General features: G+C 68.3%; 9 protein-coding genes and 3 rRNA genes. 5 read left to right on the top strand and 7 right to left on the bottom strand.

The window, feature by feature from the left end; all coding sequences use genetic code 11:
* The first annotated feature begins 20 nt into the window (after positions 1 to 20).
* Both AC5L3C_RS19800 and AC5L3C_RS19795 read left to right on the top strand, forming a co-directional pair.
* Positions 21 to 1,295 carry a sensor histidine kinase gene (locus AC5L3C_RS19800; protein WP_493650123.1) on the top strand — a complete coding sequence of 425 codons (1,275 nt, stop codon included), beginning with the start codon at positions 21 to 23 and terminating at the stop codon, positions 1,293 to 1,295.
* Positions 1,292 to 1,966: a response regulator gene (locus AC5L3C_RS19795; RefSeq protein WP_493650122.1), complete on the top strand. Its 675-nt coding sequence runs from the start codon at positions 1,292 to 1,294 to the stop codon at positions 1,964 to 1,966. Before AC5L3C_RS19800 ends, AC5L3C_RS19795 begins: the two co-directional genes overlap by 4 nt.
* A gap of 49 nt (positions 1,967 to 2,015) precedes the next feature.
* Here AC5L3C_RS19795 and rrf read toward each other — a convergent pair.
* The 4 genes from rrf to AC5L3C_RS19775 all read right to left on the bottom strand — a co-directional run bounded on the left by rrf (position 2,016) and on the right by AC5L3C_RS19775 (position 8,279).
* A 5S ribosomal RNA gene (rrf, locus tag AC5L3C_RS19790) occupies positions 2,016 to 2,132 on the bottom strand.
* Positions 2,133 to 2,225: 93 nt separating this feature from the next.
* A 23S ribosomal RNA gene (locus AC5L3C_RS19785) occupies positions 2,226 to 5,352 on the bottom strand.
* Positions 5,353 to 5,661: 309 nt separating this feature from the next.
* Positions 5,662 to 7,189, bottom strand: a 16S ribosomal RNA gene (locus AC5L3C_RS19780).
* The 16S, 23S and 5S rRNA genes sit together here, the layout of an rRNA operon.
* A gap of 541 nt (positions 7,190 to 7,730) precedes the next feature.
* The gene (locus tag AC5L3C_RS19775; RefSeq protein WP_493650121.1) at positions 7,731 to 8,279 is read right to left on the bottom strand and encodes a MarR family winged helix-turn-helix transcriptional regulator; all 549 of its coding nucleotides are present in this window, start codon (positions 8,277 to 8,279) and stop codon (positions 7,731 to 7,733) included.
* A 122-nt stretch (positions 8,280 to 8,401) separates the two neighbouring features.
* On the opposite strand from AC5L3C_RS19775, the gene AC5L3C_RS19770 reads away from it, so the two are divergent.
* Positions 8,402 to 9,676, top strand: coding sequence for an MFS transporter (locus AC5L3C_RS19770; protein ID WP_493653944.1), 1,275 nt, complete (start codon positions 8,402 to 8,404; stop codon positions 9,674 to 9,676).
* Between the two features lie 83 nt (positions 9,677 to 9,759).
* Here AC5L3C_RS19770 and AC5L3C_RS19765 read toward each other — a convergent pair whose 3' ends face one another.
* Together AC5L3C_RS19765 and AC5L3C_RS19760 are read right to left on the bottom strand one after the other, a co-directional pair.
* Positions 9,760 to 11,451, bottom strand: coding sequence for an ATP-binding SpoIIE family protein phosphatase (locus tag AC5L3C_RS19765; protein ID WP_493650120.1), 1,692 nt, complete (start codon positions 11,449 to 11,451; stop codon positions 9,760 to 9,762).
* A gap of 173 nt (positions 11,452 to 11,624) precedes the next feature.
* The gene (locus AC5L3C_RS19760; protein WP_493650119.1) at positions 11,625 to 13,004 is read right to left on the bottom strand and encodes an NAD(P)/FAD-dependent oxidoreductase; all 1,380 of its coding nucleotides are present in this window, start codon (positions 13,002 to 13,004) and stop codon (positions 11,625 to 11,627) included.
* Between the two features lie 374 nt (positions 13,005 to 13,378).
* Here AC5L3C_RS19760 and AC5L3C_RS19755 point away from each other — a divergent pair, with 374 nt between their 5' ends.
* Positions 13,379 to 14,122, top strand: a complete 744-nt coding sequence (locus tag AC5L3C_RS19755; RefSeq protein WP_493650118.1) for a TetR/AcrR family transcriptional regulator — start codon at positions 13,379 to 13,381, stop codon at positions 14,120 to 14,122.
* A gap of 552 nt (positions 14,123 to 14,674) precedes the next feature.
* Here the strand turns inward: AC5L3C_RS19755 and AC5L3C_RS19750 are convergent.
* Entirely contained in the window at positions 14,675 to 16,798 is a 2,124-nt protein-coding gene (locus AC5L3C_RS19750; protein ID WP_493650117.1) for an asparagine synthase-related protein, read from the bottom strand.
* Positions 16,799 to 17,536: 738 nt separating this feature from the next.
* Here AC5L3C_RS19750 and AC5L3C_RS19745 point away from each other — a divergent pair.
* Entirely contained in the window at positions 17,537 to 18,961 is a 1,425-nt protein-coding gene (locus AC5L3C_RS19745) for an NsdA family TPR-like regulatory protein (RefSeq protein ID WP_125505514.1), read from the top strand.
* The last annotated feature ends 22 nt before the right edge of the window (positions 18,962 to 18,983 follow it).

The following is an 18,983-nucleotide window of genomic DNA, read 5'->3' as shown; positions in this document are numbered from 1 at the left end:
CGACGGACGCACCCGCCACCATGGACCGCGTGACGAACGATCGGGAGTACCCGGCGGGGGTACGGACGACGGAACCCCTCATCCAGTACATGCAGCGCCTCACTCAGCGGGTGCGCGAGTTCGACCGGCGCCACCCGCTGCTGTGGGACCTGGCCTTCACCGGTTTCTGGGTGACCGCCGCCCTCATCGACGTCACCGGCGGCGGCTGGCTCACCGTCACCTACGCCCCGGACACCCCGGACGTGCTCCTGTTCGTCCTGAGCCTCGGCCTGTCCGTCCCGCTCCTCCTGCGCCGCACCCGCCCGGCGGCGGTGCTGCTCGCCATGGCCCCGTTCGCCGTGGTCAACGCCTGGTCCGGCGCCACCCTCCAGGTGGTCCTGCTCCAGCTCGTCGTTCTCTTCCACATCGTCCTGCGGCTTCCCCTGCGCCACCTGTGGTGGGCACCGGCCCTGATGCTCGTCCCGGTGAGCGTCTCGGCGGCCCGGTTCGGCGAGGGCGCGTGGAGCCAGCAGATCGGCTCGCACGTCACGTCCATCGGCGTGGCCGTCCTCATCGGCATCACCGTCCGCACCCGCCAGAACTACACGGAGGCCCTCGAGGACCGGGCCCGCCGCCTGGAGATCGAACGCGACCAGCAGGCCCGCATCGCCACCGCAGCCGAACGCGCCCGCATCGCCCGCGAGATGCACGACATCATCGGTCACAACCTGTCCGTCATCACCGGTCTGGCCGACGGCGGCAAGTACGCGGCCACCAAGTCCCCGGAACGCGCCGCCCAGGCCCTGGACGCCATCGGCACCACCAGCCGCCAGGCGCTCGGTGAGCTCCGCCGCCTCCTCGACGTCCTCCGCGAGGACGACACCGCACTCCCCGCCGCACGCACCCCCCAGCCCGGCCTCACCGACCTCGACCAGCTCATCGACGGCGTCCGCACCGCGGGCCTGCCCGTCCACACCACGGTCGAGGGGCGGCCCACCCTGTCGCCCGGCCGCCAGCTCACCGTCTTCCGCGTCGTCCAGGAAGCCCTCACCAACACCCTCAAGCACGCAGGGCCCGACACCCGCGCGGAGATCGCCCTCGTTCACGGCGGCAGGGGCGCCGTCACGGTCACCGTCACCGACACCGGTGGGGGCCGGCCCCCGTCCACGCCGTCCACGCCGTCCGACGGCCGTGGCATCCCCGGAATGCGCGAGCGAACGGCCCTGTACGGCGGCACACTTGAAGCCGGCCCACGCCCGCGCCCGGAACAGGGCTGGCGCGTCCATCTGCACCTTCCGGAGGAAACCCCGCAGTGACCACCGTCCTCATCGCAGACGACCAGCCCCTCCAGCGTTTCGGCTTCCGCATGCTCCTGGAGAGCCAGGACGACATGACCGTCGTAGGCGAGGCCTCTAACGGCAGCGAAGCGATCCGCATGACGGCGGAACTCCACCCCGACGTGGTGCTGATGGACATCCGCATGCCCGGCCTGGACGGCATCGAGGCGACCCGTCGCATCGTCGCCGCCGGCGACCGCACCCGCGTCCTCATCCTCACGACCTTCGACCTGGACGAATACGCCCACGCGGGCCTCCGCGCGGGAGCGTCCGGCTTCCTCATCAAGGACGCCCAGCCGGAGGAACTCCTCTCCGGCGTACGCTCCGTGGCGTCCGGGGACGCGGTCGTCGCTCCCAGCCTGACCCGACGTCTCCTCGACGCCTACGCCCACCGTCTGCCGGCGCCCGACAACGACACGGGGGACATGCCCCCTGCGGACGCGCGTCTGTCCGCGCTGACGGAACGGGAACGCGAGATCCTCACGGTCATCGGCAAGGGCTGGACGAACACCGAGATCGCCGCCCGGCTCCACCTGGCCGAGTCCACGGTGAAGACACACGTGGGCCGGATCCTCGCGAAGACGGGCTCGCGGGACCGTATCCAGGCGGTGATCCTGGCGTACGACACCAAGCTGGTGGAGCCGTCCTGAAACGCAGAAAGCCCCCGGGCCGAATGGCACGGGGGCTCTCTCAAGAATTGTTCGGCGGCGTCCTACTCTCCCACAGGGTCCCCCCTGCAGTACCATCGGCGCTGTAAGGCTTAGCTTCCGGGTTCGGAATGTAACCGGGCGTTTCCCCTACGCTATGACCACCGAAACACTATGAAACAATCAACAACCAGCACCACGCCGTGACCATGGCATGGGGTTGTTCGTGGTTTCAGAACCAACACAGTGGACGCGAGCAACTGAGGACAAGCCCTCGGCCTATTAGTACCGGTCAACTCCACACGTTACCGTGCTTCCATATCCGGCCTATCAACCCAGTCGTCTACTGGGAGCCTTACCCCATCAAGTGGGTGGGAGTCCTCATCTCGAAGCAGGCTTCCCGCTTAGATGCTTTCAGCGGTTATCCCTCCCGAACGTAGCCAACCAGCCATGCCCTTGGCAGAACAACTGGCACACCAGAGGTTCGTCCGTCCCGGTCCTCTCGTACTAGGGACAGCCCTTCTCAAGACTCCTACGCGCACAGCGGATAGGGACCGAACTGTCTCACGACGTTCTAAACCCAGCTCGCGTACCGCTTTAATGGGCGAACAGCCCAACCCTTGGGACCGACTCCAGCCCCAGGATGCGACGAGCCGACATCGAGGTGCCAAACCATCCCGTCGATATGGACTCTTGGGGAAGATCAGCCTGTTATCCCCGGGGTACCTTTTATCCGTTGAGCGACGGCGCTTCCACAAGCCACCGCCGGATCACTAGTCCCGACTTTCGTCCCTGCTCGACCCGTCGGTCTCACAGTCAAGCTCCCTTGTGCACTTACACTCAACACCTGATTGCCAACCAGGCTGAGGGAACCTTTGGGCGCCTCCGTTACTCTTTAGGAGGCAACCGCCCCAGTTAAACTACCCATCAGACACTGTCCCTGATCCGGATCACGGACCCAGGTTAGACATCCAGCACGACCAGACTGGTATTTCAACGACGACTCCACCCGAACTGGCGTCCAGGCTTCACAGTCTCCCAGCTATCCTACACAAGCCGAACCGAACACCAATATCAAACTGTAGTAAAGGTCCCGGGGTCTTTCCGTCCTGCTGCGCGAAACGAGCATCTTTACTCGTAGTGCAATTTCACCGGGCCTATGGTTGAGACAGTCGAGAAGTCGTTACGCCATTCGTGCAGGTCGGAACTTACCCGACAAGGAATTTCGCTACCTTAGGATGGTTATAGTTACCACCGCCGTTTACTGGCGCTTAAGTTCTCAGCTTCGCCCACCCGAAAGTGAGCTAACCGGTCCCCTTAACGTTCCAGCACCGGGCAGGCGTCAGTCCGTATACATCGCCTTACGGCTTCGCACGGACCTGTGTTTTTAGTAAACAGTCGCTTCTCGCTGGTCTCTGCGGCCACCCCCAGCTCACCGAGTAAATCGGATCACCAGGTGTGGCCCCCCTTCTCCCGAAGTTACGGGGGCATTTTGCCGAGTTCCTTAACCATAGTTCACCCGAACGCCTCGGTATTCTCTACCTGACCACCTGAGTCGGTTTAGGGTACGGGCCGCCATGAAACTCGCTAGAGGCTTTTCTCGACAGCATAGGATCATCCACTTCACCACAATCGGCTCGGCATCAGGTCTCACCCTCGATGAGTGGCGGATTTACCTACCACTCGGGCTACACCCTTACCCCGGGACAACCACCGCCCGGGATGGACTACCTTCCTGCGTCACCCCATCACTCACCTACTACCAGCTCGGGTCACCGGCTCCACCACTCCGACCTCGTCCGAAGACTCAGCCGACGGCTTCACGGGCTTAGCATCACTGGATTCGATGTTTGACGCTCCACAGCGGGTACCGGAATATCAACCGGTTATCCATCGACTACGCCTGTCGGCCTCGCCTTAGGTCCCGACTTACCCTGGGCAGATCAGCTTGACCCAGGAACCCTTAGTCAATCGGCGCACACGTTTCTCACGTGTGAATCGCTACTCATGCCTGCATTCTCACTCGTCAACCGTCCACAACTCGCTTACGCGGCTGCTTCACCCGGCAGACGACGCTCCCCTACCCATCACGATCCCCGTTGGGGGTACATATCGCAATGACACGACTTCGGCGGTACGCTTGAGCCCCGCTACATTGTCGGCGCGGAATCACTAGACCAGTGAGCTATTACGCACTCTTTCAAGGATGGCTGCTTCTAAGCCAACCTCCTGGTTGTCTCTGCGACTCCACATCCTTTCCCACTTAGCGTACGCTTAGGGGCCTTAGTCGATGCTCTGGGCTGTTTCCCTCTCGACCATGGAGCTTATCCCCCACAGTCTCACTGCCGCGCTCTCACTTACCGGCATTCGGAGTTTGGCTAAGGTCAGTAACCCGGTAGGGCCCATCGCCTATCCAGTGCTCTACCTCCGGCAAGAAACACACGACGCTGCACCTAAATGCATTTCGGGGAGAACCAGCTATCACGGAGTTTGATTGGCCTTTCACCCCTAACCACAGGTCATCCCCCAGGTTTTCAACCCTGGTGGGTTCGGTCCTCCACGAAGTCTTACCTCCGCTTCAACCTGCCCATGGCTAGATCACTCCGCTTCGGGTCTTGAGCGTGCTACTCAGATCGCCCTCTTCGGACTCGCTTTCGCTACGGCTACCCCACCCGGGTTAACCTCGCAACACACCGCAAACTCGCAGGCTCATTCTTCAAAAGGCACGCAGTCACGACGTTGAGTGCAAGCACTCAACGCGACGCTCCCACGGCTTGTAGGCACACGGTTTCAGGTACTATTTCACTCCCCTCCCGGGGTACTTTTCACCATTCCCTCACGGTACTATCCGCTATCGGTCACCAGGGAATATTTAGGCTTAGCGGGTGGTCCCGCCAGATTCACACGGGATTTCTCGGGCCCCGTGCTACTTGGGTGTCTCTCAAACGAGCCGCTGACGTTTCGACTACGGGGGTCTTACCCTCTACGCCGGACCTTTCGCATGTCCTTCGCCTACATCAACGGTTTCTGACTCGTCTCATGGCCGGCAGACCATGAAAGAGAGATCCCACAACCCCGAATGCGCAACCCCTGCCGGGTCTCACACGCATACGGTTTGGCCTCATCCGGTTTCGCTCGCCACTACTACCGGAATCACGGTTGTTTTCTCTTCCTGCGGGTACTGAGATGTTTCACTTCCCCGCGTTCCCTCCACTTGCCCTATGTGTTCAGGCAAGGGTGACAGCCCATGACGACTGCCGGGTTTCCCCATTCGGACACCCCCGGATCAAAGCCTGGTTGACGACTCCCCGGGGCCTATCGCGGCCTCCCACGTCCTTCATCGGTTCCTGGTGCCAAGGCATCCACCGTGCGCCCTTAAAAACTTGGCCACAGATGCTCGCGTCCACTGTGCAGTTCTCAAACAACGACCAACCACCCATCACCCCAAGCCAGAAGCTCGAGTTCACTGGGGCCGACACCGAAGGAACGACCCTGCGGCCGTGCCCTCAGACACCCAACAGCGTGCCCGACACACTCCCCGCTTCCCTCAACGTTCCACGCTCCGAAGAGCAGTACTAGCAGCAGAAGACGATCAAGTGTGCCGAGTAGTCAACGTTCCACCCATGAGCAACCAGCATCAGACGTTCGCCGATGTACTGGCCTCTGACCAACCGGAGTTGGTGAGAAGTGCTCCTTAGAAAGGAGGTGATCCAGCCGCACCTTCCGGTACGGCTACCTTGTTACGACTTCGTCCCAATCGCCAGTCCCACCTTCGACAGCTCCCTCCCACAAGGGGTTGGGCCACCGGCTTCGGGTGTTACCGACTTTCGTGACGTGACGGGCGGTGTGTACAAGGCCCGGGAACGTATTCACCGCAGCAATGCTGATCTGCGATTACTAGCGACTCCGACTTCATGGGGTCGAGTTGCAGACCCCAATCCGAACTGAGACCGGCTTTTTGAGATTCGCTCCACCTTGCGGTATCGCAGCTCATTGTACCGGCCATTGTAGCACGTGTGCAGCCCAAGACATAAGGGGCATGATGACTTGACGTCGTCCCCACCTTCCTCCGAGTTGACCCCGGCGGTCTCCCGTGAGTCCCCAGCACCACAAGGGCCTGCTGGCAACACGGGACAAGGGTTGCGCTCGTTGCGGGACTTAACCCAACATCTCACGACACGAGCTGACGACAGCCATGCACCACCTGTACACCGACCACAAGGGGGGCACTATCTCTAATGCTTTCCGGTGTATGTCAAGCCTTGGTAAGGTTCTTCGCGTTGCGTCGAATTAAGCCACATGCTCCGCCGCTTGTGCGGGCCCCCGTCAATTCCTTTGAGTTTTAGCCTTGCGGCCGTACTCCCCAGGCGGGGCACTTAATGCGTTAGCTGCGGCACGGACGACGTGGAATGTCGCCCACACCTAGTGCCCACCGTTTACGGCGTGGACTACCAGGGTATCTAATCCTGTTCGCTCCCCACGCTTTCGCTCCTCAGCGTCAGTATCGGCCCAGAGATCCGCCTTCGCCACCGGTGTTCCTCCTGATATCTGCGCATTTCACCGCTACACCAGGAATTCCGATCTCCCCTACCGAACTCTAGCCTGCCCGTATCGACTGCAGACCCGGGGTTAAGCCCCGGGCTTTCACAACCGACGCGACAAGCCGCCTACGAGCTCTTTACGCCCAATAATTCCGGACAACGCTCGCGCCCTACGTATTACCGCGGCTGCTGGCACGTAGTTAGCCGGCGCTTCTTCTGCAGGTACCGTCACTTTCGCTTCTTCCCTGCTGAAAGAGGTTTACAACCCGAAGGCCGTCATCCCTCACGCGGCGTCGCTGCATCAGGCTTTCGCCCATTGTGCAATATTCCCCACTGCTGCCTCCCGTAGGAGTCTGGGCCGTGTCTCAGTCCCAGTGTGGCCGGTCGCCCTCTCAGGCCGGCTACCCGTCGTCGCCTTGGTGAGCCGTTACCTCACCAACAAGCTGATAGGCCGCGGGCTCATCCTGCACCGCCGGAGCTTTCGAACCGCCTGGATGCCCAGACGGTTCAGTATCCGGTATTAGACCCCGTTTCCAGGGCTTGTCCCAAAGTGCAGGGCAGATTACCCACGTGTTACTCACCCGTTCGCCACTAATCCCCACCCGAAGGTGGTTCATCGTTCGACTTGCATGTGTTAAGCACGCCGCCAGCGTTCGTCCTGAGCCAGGATCAAACTCTCCGTGAATGTTTTCCCGTAATCGGGATGAACACCACGAGAGCGGTGCGAGAGGAGGAATAGTCCCCTCGCACACAGCGTCCTCGCTGTGTTTTTTCAAAGGAACCTCGCCCCAGCAGAAGCTGGAGACGGGGTATCAACATATCTGGCGTTGACTTTTGGCACGCTGTTGAGTTCTCAAGGAACGGACGCTTCCTTCGTACTCACCCTCTCGGGCTTTCCTCCGGGCGCTTCCCTTCGGTGTTTCCGACTCTATCAGATCTTTTTCTCGATCTGATCCCCGGTCAGCGGGGTTTGCCATCCCGGCCGTTGGGCCGTTCCGACGTCTCAAACCTTAGCGGCTCTCTCCGTTTTCCCCAAATCGGGGCTGTGAAATCGAATTTCGGGCATGCCAAAATTGTCCCACTGGGAGGTCGTGCTGAAGGTTGGGTGCCGCTGTTGCGGCGGAAGGTGCTGTCGCAGAACCGTTACGGTCCCGTGGCAACCCGAAGAACCTTACGGATCGGCATGACGACTGTCAACCGGCCCCGGCCACGTTCTTCAAGATCTTTCAGTCCAGGTCGGTGAGGCGGCCGCCGGCGTCAGGCTGGGCCTCCTCCACCCTGCGCAGCAGCCGCGTCAGGATCTCGCCCAGATGCGCCCGTTCCTCCTGGTCAAGGTCCTGGAGGAGGTCCGCCTCGAACACGGTGGCCATGCGCATCACCTCCTGCCACTTCTCCCGGCCGGCCGGGGTGAGCTCCACGATCACGCGGACCCGGTTGGTCTCGTCCCGTTCCCGGGTGACCAGCCCCTCGGCGACCATGCGGTCGATCCGGTGGGTCATGGCGGCCGGGGTCAGGCCCAGCCGCTTGGCGAGGTCACTCGGCCCCATGCGGTACGGGGCGCCGGAGAGGACGAGGGCCTTGAGGACCTCCCAGTCGGCGTTGGTGATGCCGAGCTCGGCGGTCTGACGGCCGTAGGCGACGTTCATCCGGCGGTTCAGCCGGGACAGCGCGTTGACGATCTTCTCGACCTGGGGGTCGAGGTCCTGGAATTCGCGCTGGTACGCGGCGATCTGCTCTTCGAGTGTCGGCTCGCCGAGGCCGGTCGTGTCGCCCATGCCCGCAGTATGGCACGCCTCGCCTTTGCCTTGAAGTCCTTCACTGTGTACTCTTCAGCATCGAACTTTAGCTTCGAAGTCTTCACACCTAACTAGTGAGAGAGGTGAACGTGACCAGGGCGATGGGCGCAGCGATGCGCCGGATCCACGTGGGCAACGCACTCAGCGCGTTCGGGCTGGGCTTCACGGTCCCGTATCTGTATGTCTATGTGGCGCAGGTGCGAGGACTGGGGGCCATGACGGCGGGTCTCGTACTCGCCGTCTTCGCCGTGGCGGCGCTGGTCGTGCTTCCCTTCGCCGGGCGGGCGATCGTCCGGCGAGGTCCGCTGCCGGTGCTGCTCGCCGCGCTGGTCACGGCCGCGATCGGCGCGATCGCCCTGGGACTGTCGAGCAGTGCGGCGGCGGTGCTGCTGTCGGCGTCGGCGCTCGGGGCCGGGCAGGCCGTGATGCAGCCGGCGCTCGCGACGATGATCGTGGACTGCTCCACCATGGAGACCCGGTCCCGGGCGTTCGCCATGCAGTTCTTCCTGCAGAACCTCGGGCTCGGCGTCGGCGGTCTCATCGGCGGCCATCTCGTGGACGCGACGAAAGCCGGCTCCTTCACGCTCCTGTTCTCCCTCGAGGCGGCGATCTTCCTCCTCCTCGTCGTGGTGATGGCGACCGTGCGGATGCCACACTCGCCGCGCATCACGGACGCGCCGCAGCAGTCGGCGAAGACGGGATGGAAGCAGCTGCTGGGCAACCGGGCCATGGTGCAGCTGTGCGTGCTGGGCTTCGTGCTGTTCTTCGCCTGCTACGGACAGTTCGAGTCGGGCCTGAGCGCGTACGGCGTCGAGGCCGCCGGGATCTCCACCTCCGCGCTGGGGACGGCACTCGCCGCGAACACGCTGGTGATCGTGGTCGCGCAGTTCGCGGTGCTGCGGTTCGTGGAGCGGCGCAAGCGGTCGCGCGTCATCGCGTCCGTCGGGCTGATCTGGGCCATGGCGTGGGCCGTGGCCGGGTACGCGGGGCTGGGCAACGGGAGCCAGGCGATGGCGACCGCCGCCTTCGTCTCGACGTACGCGTTGTTCGGGCTCGGGGAGGCGATGCTGTCGCCGACCCTGGCACCGCTGGTCGCCGATCTGGCGCCGGCCGGGATGGCCGGTCAGTACAACTCTGCCTTCGCCCTGGTGAAGCAGCTCGCGCTGGCCGTGGGTCCGGCGGTGGGCGGTCCGCTGGGTGCCTCGCTGCACGCGCCGTACATCGTGGTCTTCCTGCTGTTCTCGCTCGGCATCACCGTGCTGGCGGTACGGCTGGGCAGGCAGCTGACGGAGGTGCAGAACCACCCCTCGGCGGCACGGAGCCGTGTGGTGGCCCAGGGCGGCGCGGCGACGGGGCAGGCTCCGGCGCACGCCTGAGGGACGTGCGAGGGGCGTGCGCCCCCGGCGTCCTGGCCGTACCCGTACCCGTACCCGTACCGCGAACCGGCTCCGGCCGTGCTCTACAGGCCGGAGCCGGCTGCCCACCGCGTGGGCTGCGCCCCCTGTGTCTTCGACGGCTTCGGCAGGAGGAACTCGCACCAGACGGCCTTGCCGCCACCCGGTGTGCGTCTGCTGCCCCAGCTGGAGGCGATCGTGGCGACGATGGCGATGCCCCGGCCGGACTCGTCCCCGGGTTCCGCGCGGCGGCGCCTCGGCAGGTGGTCGTCGCCGTCGGTGACCTCGATGATCAGCCGGCGGTCGGTGCGGCGCAGCCGCAGGCGCATGGGGGGTGTGCCGTGCTGGAGGGAATTGGCGACGAGTTCGCTGGCGGCCAGGACTCCCAGGTCGTGCAGTTCGGCGGGGAAACGCCAGCTGGTCAGCACGCCCGAGGCGAAGGCACGCGCGCGGGGCGCCGCTTCGACTCCGCCGAGCAGTTCCAGTGCGGCGTTGCGGAAGAGCTCGCTCTCGGCGTCCTTCCGGGCGGGGTGCTGGAGGACCAGGACGGCGACGTCGTCGTCGTGGTCCGGCGTCACACCGGCCGAGCGGACCAGGCGGTCGCAGACGACCTGAGGGCTGCCGGTGGCTCCGGCCAGGGCGCGCTCCAGGGCGGCGATGCCCTCGTCGAGGTCCTCGTTCCTCCGTTCGACCAGGCCGTCCGTGTAGAGCACGGCGGTGGAACCGGGGCCGAGGGGGACGGAGCCGGAGGCGTGCATCCAGCCGCCCGTGCCGAGCGGGGGGCCGGTGGGTTCGTCGGCGCGCCGCACGGTGCCGTTCTCATCGCGGACCAGGAGGGGCAGGTGGCCTGCGGAGGCGTACACCAGGCGGCCCTCGTTGGGGTCGTGGATGGCGTAGGTGCAGGTGGCGATCTGGTTGGCGTCGATCTCCATGGCGAGGCCGTCGAGGAGCTGGAGGACTTCGTGCGGCGGGAGGTCGAGCCGCGCGTAGGCCCGTACGGCCGTGCGCAGCTGTCCCATGACCGCCGCCGCCCGCACTCCTCGCCCCATGACGTCGCCGATGACCAGTGCGGTGCGGCCGCCGCCCAGAGTGATGACGTCGTACCAGTCGCCGCCGACGGCGGCCTCGGTGCCGCCGGGGTGGTAGGTGGCGGCGATGCGCAGGTCGTCGGGTTCCTCGAGCTCCTGGGGCAGCAGGGAGCGCTGGAGGGTGACGGCGGTCTCGCGCTGCCGGCGCTCGCTGGCGCGCAGGCGTTCGGCGGCCTCGGCGTGGTCGGTGACGTCGGTGGCGAAGACGAGCACCCCGCGGGCGTCGCCCTCGGCGACCGGGGTGCAGGTGAAGGTGTAGGAGCGGCCGTCGGGGGCCTTGCGGGACTTCACCGTGCGGGGCTTGCCGCTGCGCAGGACCTGGTCGAGCAGGGGCAGCAGGCCGAGTTCGTCGAGTTCGGGGAGGGCTCCGCGCGCGGGGGCGCCGAGCGGGCGCATCCCGAAGGCCGCCGTATAGGCGTCGTTGACGTAGGCGATGCGGTGGTCGGGGCCGTGGACCAGGGCGACGAGGGAGGGCACGCGGTCGAGGACCTCGCGCACCTTGAGCTCGTCGACGGCGGGCACGGGCGGTGCGTCCTCGGTGAGTTGTTCGGCGCGGGCCGCGGGCACGGAGCCCTCTCCCCGCCGGTCCGGGGAGACCGCCTGCTCGGTCCGCGCTGCGGCGCGGCGCTGCGTTCCGGGGAGCCGGGCGCTCCAGCGCGTGAAGTTCACGAATCCTTGCCTCGTGTAGTTGTCGGCGGCCGGAAACCGGGACCGGCCGGGGCCCCGGGGGCCGCACCGGGGTGGGCGGTGGCCCGTCCGCGGTGGTGGACCAGTCTGGCAGGGTGCCGACCGGGCCGACATCCGTCAGACGCCGGGCCCGCCGCTGGAGTTCCTGCGTCCGGTCAGGACGACCCCTTCGGGTTGTGCGGGGGGTCTTGAGAAGGCTTTCCACCGGCCGCCAGTTCGAACTCCGCTCGGGGATGTTCGAGTGAACCGAGGGAGACGATCTCCCGTTTGAAGAGCCCCGCGAGGGTCCACTCGGCGGCCACCCGTGCCTTGCGGTTGAAGGTCGGGACCCGGCTGAGGTGGTACGTGCGGTGCATGAACCAGGCGGGGTAGCCCTTGAGCTTGCGTCCGTACACCTGGGCGACGCCTTTGTGCAGGCCCAGGGAGGCGACGGAACCGGCGTACTTGTGGGCGTACGTCTCCAGGGGTTCGCCCCGCAGGGAGTGGACGATGTTGTCCCCGAGGACCCTCGCCTGGCGGAGCGCGTGCTGCGCGTTGGGGGCGCATTCGCGCCCCTCCTCCCGCGCGGTGACGTCGGGGACGGCGGCCGCGTCTCCGGCGGCCCACGCGTGTGCGGCGCCGTCGACCGTGAGTTCGGCGGTGCATTTCAGCCGTCCCCGGCCGTTGAGCGGCAGATCGGCGGCGGCGAGCACGGGGTGCGGCTTGACGCCGGCGGTCCACACGACCGTACGCGTGGGGAAGCGGGAACCGTCGCTGAGCACGGCCACCCGGTCGGCGCAGGACTCCAGCCGGGTCTCCAGGCGGACGTCGATGTTGCGCCGGCGCAGTTCGGTGACGGTGTACCGGCCCATCTCCTCCCCGACCTCGGGGAGGATCCGCCCGGACGCCTCGACGAGGATCCACTTCATGTCCTCGGGGCGGATGTTGTGGTAGTACCGCGCGGCGTAGCGGGCCATGTCCTCCAGTTCGCCGAGCGCCTCGACCCCGGCGTATCCGCCGCCGACGAAGACGAACGTCAGGGCGGCGTCCCGCAGGGCCGGGTCCCGTGTGGAGGAGGCGATGTCCATCTGCTCCAGCACGTGGTTGCGCAGGCCGATGGCCTCTTCGACGGTCTTGAAGCCGATGGCGTGCTCGGCGAGCCCGGGGATGGGCAACGTGCGCGGCACGGAGCCGGGGGCGAGCACCAGTTCGTCGTAGACGATCTGCTCCCCTCCCGTGCCCTCCTCCTCCGTGGCCAGGGTGGCGACGGTGGCGGTGCGCTGGGCGTGGTCGATGCCGGTGGCCTCGCCGATGATGATGCGGCACCGGTCGAGAACACGACGCAGTGGTACGACGACATGGCGAGGAGAAATGGCACCTGCGGCTGCTTCGGGCAGAAAGGGCTGATACGTCATGTACGGGTCCGGGGTGACGACCGTGATCTCGGCCTCACCCCGTCCGAGTTCCCGTTTCAGCTTCCGCTGGAGGCGCAGGGCCGTGTACATCCCGACGTAGCCACCGCCGACAACGAGAATGCGCGCACGTTCCTTCACCATCCCATGACGCACCCGCCGCTTGCGTTTGTCCACAGCCTCGACGAATTGTGTGACCGGACGTCCTCGTCACCCAGGGTTGGCCGATTCTCCGACCTTCCGGCATACGCGCAGGTCAGCGGGGGTAAAACCGCATGCACCCCGGGGTACATTCAGGACGAAAACGACTCGTGCTCCGATCGAGGGGCGCTCCGTGCGGAACGTGCCCCTTCTGAATTGACCCCCGCTCAACTATGTTCGTGTGTCGTCGGGGTGCAGGAGACGAGCTCATCGGAACCGTGACGGGCGGAACCGAGCGGAAGAGCCCGTCCCACGCCCCGCGCATCAATGGCGGGGAGAAGTCTCCGGGGGGAGACGTCATTACCGGGGGAATACATATGCATGTTCAGGACTCTCATTGGTCTTCCGCTGTCGCGGCCGGCGGCACGCTGAGCGCACCCGCGGGCAGCACGCGCGCGGACGGCGCGCGCACGACGCCGCTGCGTGTGGACGCCCAGCGCAATCTGGAGCACGTGCTGCGCGCGGCACGTGAGGTGTTCGGCGAGCTGGGTTACGGCGCGCCGATGGAGGACGTGGCACGCCGGGCACGGGTCGGGGTGGGCACGGTGTACCGGCGCTTCCCGAGCAAGGACGTACTGGTGCGGCGAATCGCCGAGGAGGAGACCTCCCGGCTGACCGAACAGGCACGCGCGGCGCTGGGCCAGGAGGACGAGCCGTGGTCGGCGCTGTCCCGCTTCCTGCGCACGTCGGTCGCCTCCGGGGCGGGCCGGCTGCTGCCGCCGCAGGTGCTGCGGGTGGGCGTGGCGGAGGAGCGCGGTGCGCCGGACCACGCGCGGCTTCCGCAGCAGCGGACGCAGACGACGGGTGAGCTGCGGCTGGTGCCGGGGGAGCCGGCGGGTGCGGCGGACGACGCGGGGGCGGCACAGCTGCTCGATGTCGTGGGACAGCTGGTGGAGCGGGCGCGGGCGGCGGGGGAGCTGCGGCCGGACGTGTCCGTGTCGGACGTGCTGCTGGTGATAGCCACGGCGGCGCCGTCGTTGCCGGATGCGGCGCAGCAGGCGGCGGCGTCGGCGCGGTTGCTGGACATCCTGCTGGAAGGCCTGCGCTCCCGCCCGTCGTAACGCCCACCCCCAACACGGGTCGCACAGCCGTCACCCGAACGCCGGCCCGCGTTGAGGTGGCCCGGGGGGCGTTGCACACCCGGCGCTTCCGCAGCTGCCCTGCGTCGGTGCGGGCCGGGGGTGGGTCGCGCAGCCCGGCGCTTACGGGGTGCCTCCCCCACTCTCGGCTCCTCCCCCACTCTCGGCTTCGCTCGAGCGGGGGACCCCCATCGCCCCAGCGGCACGACTGCCCGCGGATCGCGCGCCTCGCGCGGAGCACGCGGATCGCGCGGAGCACGCGGATCGCGCGGAGCACGGGGAAGGGCGGCGCGCAGCCCGCGGAGTGTGGCACTCGCCGGTGACGGGAGGGGGCGGGGCGGGGGTGTGCGCCCGCAGTGGCTGGCGCGTCCGCGCCGTGCAGCCCCACCAACAAGCTCAATCGCGCCAGTCCGAGGACGTACACCCCCGACCCGCCCCCGCACCACCCACCCACCCACCGTGGGCGCTACCCAAGCCCCCACCGCACCCGCACCTGCGCCGCAGGCATCCAGACGCGCACCCCCACCGAAGGTGTCAGCGCGTGCCCGCCGCCCCCGCGCCCAGCGCCCCCCGCTGCGGTGCGATGCCGCCCGGCACCGCCCGCTGCCGCGCCGGCGTGCCCGTCCAGCACGTCCCGCGCCGGGCCAGCAACCGCCGCAGCCACACCTCCAGGGCCACCAGATCCGCCAGCCCGTCCAACGGCAGCGGCTCCCCCTCCGCGGCCCCCCGCAGCGCCTTGCGCACCACCCGCGCCTCGACCAGCCCCGCCTCCGCCAACAGCGGCGTGTCGAACAGCGACATCAGCGACCCCGTAGCCACCCGCAGCCCCGCCCGCGACGCCGCGGCCGCCGACGTGGCAGCCCCCGGCGTCCCCCACCCCGCCGGCAGCTCCCGCACCCCCGCGCCCTCCAGCACGGACCGCAGAATCGACGCCCGCGCCCCCGGCTGCACCCGCAGCGCCTCCGGAAGGGCCCGGCACGCCCGCACCACCTGGTTGTCGAGGAACGGCGCGTGCAGCCGCTGGGAGCGGACCTCGGCCGCCTGCTCAAGCACCCGCAGATCCGCCGCGTGCCGGGCCAGCGCCGCCCGCGCCCGGAAGTCCCCGGGCCGTTGCCCCGGCCCCACGTCCGACCGCCGCGTCGACGCCTGGAGGCGAACCGATACTTCAGCCAGCGCCTCCCCGGTCAGCCAACGGGCCGCCGGCCCGGGTCTGCCCCAGGTCAGCGCGGCCAGCGAGGCATCCGCGGCGCCCGGCCCGTCGTCGTCCAGCCGCCGGTGCAGCAGCCGCTCCGCGAGGCTCTCGAGCCCGGCCCGGTACGGCGTGCGCGCCAGCCGCCGGGCGGCCGCGTACACGCGTGCCGGCACCATCACGGACCCGTCGGCCTTCGCCAGCGCGGCGACGGGCCGTACGAGGTGCCGCCGTTTGCGGTCCATCAGCAGGTCGGCGAGGCGCGCGGGGTGCGCGTCCAGCACCTGCTTCGCGCCGTACCCGGTGAAGTGGTCCGCGCTGCCCGCCGCCAGCCGCGCCCGGTGCCGCGCGGCGGTCACCAGCGAGGGCCCTGGCTCGTCCGTCAGCGGCCCGTCGAGCTCGACGTACGGGAGGGTGGACTCCTCACCGGTCACCACCACGTGGTGCAGCCGCGGGTTGGCGGCCAGCGCCACGGCCCGCTCCAGCTCGCCCTCGTCGCGTCCGGCCGCCCCGCCCGCCGCGAGGTCGTTGAAGGTGACGGCGAGCAGCCGCTCACCGGCGCCCGTGCCGTGCCCCAGCACGGTCCCGGGCATCCCCGGCAGCCCCGCCGCCAGCAGCGCCAGCGCCCCGGACGCCGGCCCCCCGGACAGGTCCGCCCCGATCCCCGGCACCGGAGTCCCCCGTGCGGCACGCCGCTCGGCGGGGCCCATGCCCGGCACGGGCCCGGGGTCGATGTCGGCGCCCGGGACGTGCCGAGGAGCGGCGAGCCGGGTCCGTACGGCCTCGACCAGGGCGTCGCGCACCGCGTCCACGGCCCGCTCCGGGTCGGCGGTGGGGGCGGCGACGGCGAGCGAGGCGACGGGTTCGTACCCGGCGATCTCGCGCGAACCCGCGCGGAGGATCAGCGCGTGGCCCGGCGGGATGCGCTTCACGCCGTCGTAGGGCGTGGAGTCGTGCAGCGCGGCCGGTACGTCGGGTGCGGCGAGCAGCGCCGCGAGGTGCCCGAAGTCGAGGTTGGCCTCGATGAGGTCCGCGAGCGGCAGCGCGGCGGTGGCGTAGGCGGTGCCGCCGGCCCAGGGGGTGTAGAAGACCGGCCGGGCCCCGGCGAGGTCGCCGCACACGGTGACCCGGCGCCCGACCTGGACCACGGCCGTGTAGCTGCCCGCCCAGGCGGTCAGGTGGCGCAGTGCCCCGCCCCGCGCGGCGAACAGCGCGACGCGCAGTTGTTCGTCGGTGGCCGCGCAGGTGCCGAGGACGGCGATCCGGGTCTGGTCGTCGGCCTTGACCACGCGGACCTCGTCGGGGCGCCAGTCGCCGACCGCCCACAGCGGGTCGGGGTCGCCCCACAGCAGCTGGGAGCCGACGGGGTGGACGGTCTCCCCGTCGGTTCCGGTGGCGCCCGCGGAGCCGGTGGGGCCGAACCCCACGGCTCCCGCGGCGGTGCTGCTCCATCCCACCAACCACCGCATCGCCGCCTCCACAGGCTGTGGACAACCAGTGCACCGTACGAACCGGTTCCCCATGCTGCCATGAAGGAGGCGCTCAGGAGGGGGTGCCGGAGCCGGTTGTGCTCCGTCGAATGCGCCCCGGCGGATACACCCACCCTCCTGCGGCGCGGCCACGCGCCGATCCGAACAGCCGCGCGAGGCAAGGAGAGTGCGGTGTCGGTGCAGCGCAAGGCACCACACCGCTGCGACGCGAATGCGCCCCCGGAGCGCGCCCCCAAAACGCCCAACGCGCCGTCAACTACCTGGGTAGAAGCGTCGATGCACCCGAAAGAGTGGGGTCGATTTTCGGCCAAATCGGAGCGGCGAGACCCAACTCGAACACGCTCCGTGCATGCTCTGCGCACCGCTGAACGGTCGCGCAGTCCGGGAGACGGAGCACGCCTCCCGGACCGTTCCGCCGCCCGCGGGGATGAAGGCGGCGGTGTCCCCCAGCCCACTGGATCCAGTACAGCGGGCCGACCCACGCACCACCATGGAACCGCTCCCGCGATGGCCGGAGAAGAGCGCACGCACGGGCGCACGGCCACACAACGGGAGCACGCCGCAACTGCGCGTATCGGACCCGTACTTCAGTACGGACCACAATCCCGCCATCCGGAAGAATGCCCCTTAACGCTTGGGATGCGGCGAACTACGCTGGGTTTACGAATGCCGCGTGGTTATGCCAGCGCGGCAGCCGTCTGTGTCGAGGGGTGGCGCATGTCCAGGGAGCAACGCGGGCCGAACGAAAAACTCGGCGCCGTTCTCGCCCTCGCGGGAATCTCCAACGCAGGCCTCGCGCGGCGCGTCAACGACCTTGGCGCACAGCGGGGACTGACACTTCGCTACGACAAGACGTCGGTGGCCCGCTGGGTGTCGAAGGGCATGGTGCCGCAGGGTGCGGCCCCGCACCTGATCGCCGCCGCCATCGGCCAGAAGCTGGGCCGTCCGGTGCCGCTCCACGAGATCGGCCTGGCGGACGCGGATCCCGCACCCGAGGTGGGCCTCGCCTTCCCCCGTGACGTGGGACAGGCCGTGCGCTCCGCGACGGAGCTGTACCGGCTGGACCTCGCGGGCCGCAGAGCCGGCTCCGGCGGCATCTGGCAGTCGCTCGCCGGATCGTTCGCAGTGAGCGCATACGCAACGCCTGCCTCGCGGTGGCTGATAACCCCGGCCGACAGTTCGGTCGCGCGGGAGGCCAACCCGGCGGACGGCTCCGGCGCACCGCTCAAAGTCGGCCACAGCGATGTCCAGAAGCTGCGGGAGGCCGCCGAGGACGCCCGGCGCTGGGACTCCAAGTACGGCGGCGGCGACTGGCGTTCGTCGATGGTCCCCGAGTGCCTGAGGGTCGAGGCGGCCCCGCTGCTGCTCGGCTCCTACTCCGACGACGTGGGCCGCTCCCTCTTCGGCGCGGCGGCCGAACTCACGCGCCTCGCGGGCTGGATGGCCTTCGACACCGGCCAGCAGGAGGCGGCACAGCGCTACTACATCCAGGCGCTGCGCCTGGCCCGCGCGGCGGCCGACGTCCCGCTCGGCGGCTACGTCCTCGCGTCGATGTCCCTCCAGGCGACCTACCGCGGCTTCGGCGACGAGGGCGTGGACCTCGCCCAGGCCGCGCTGGAGCGCAACCGGGGGCTGGCCACCGCCCGCACGCTGAGCTTCTTCCGGCTGGTCGAGGCACGCGCGCACGCGCGCGCGGGTGACGCGCAGGCCGCCGGCGCGGCCCTGAAGTCGGCGGAGAGCTGGCTGGAGCGCTCCCGCCCCGGCGACAGCGACCCCACCTGGCTCGGCTTCTACTCCTACGACCGCTTCGCCGCCGACGCCGCGGAGTGCTACCGCGATCTGAAGGCACCCCGCCAGGTCCGCCGCTTCACCGAGCAGGCGCTGTCCCGCCCGACGGAGGAGTTCGTGCGCTCGCACGGGCTGCGGCTCGTCGTCTCGGCGGTCGCCGAACTGGAGTCGGGCAACCTGGACGCGGCGTGCGAGCAGGGCGTACGCGCCGTGGAGGTGGCGGGCCGCATCTCGTCCGCCCGCACCACCGAGTACGTCAAGGACCTGCTGCACCGTCTCGAGCCGTACGGCGACGAACCCCGCGTGGTGGAGCTGCGCGAACGCGCCCGCCCGCTGCTGATGACGACGGCCTGACCCACGGAAGGTGCGGCCGTTG

It is taken from the genome of Streptomyces speibonae (genome assembly GCF_984686075.1).
The sequence above is the reverse complement of the archived record's forward strand: the minus strand, read 5'-3'. Positions and strand labels throughout refer to the sequence as shown.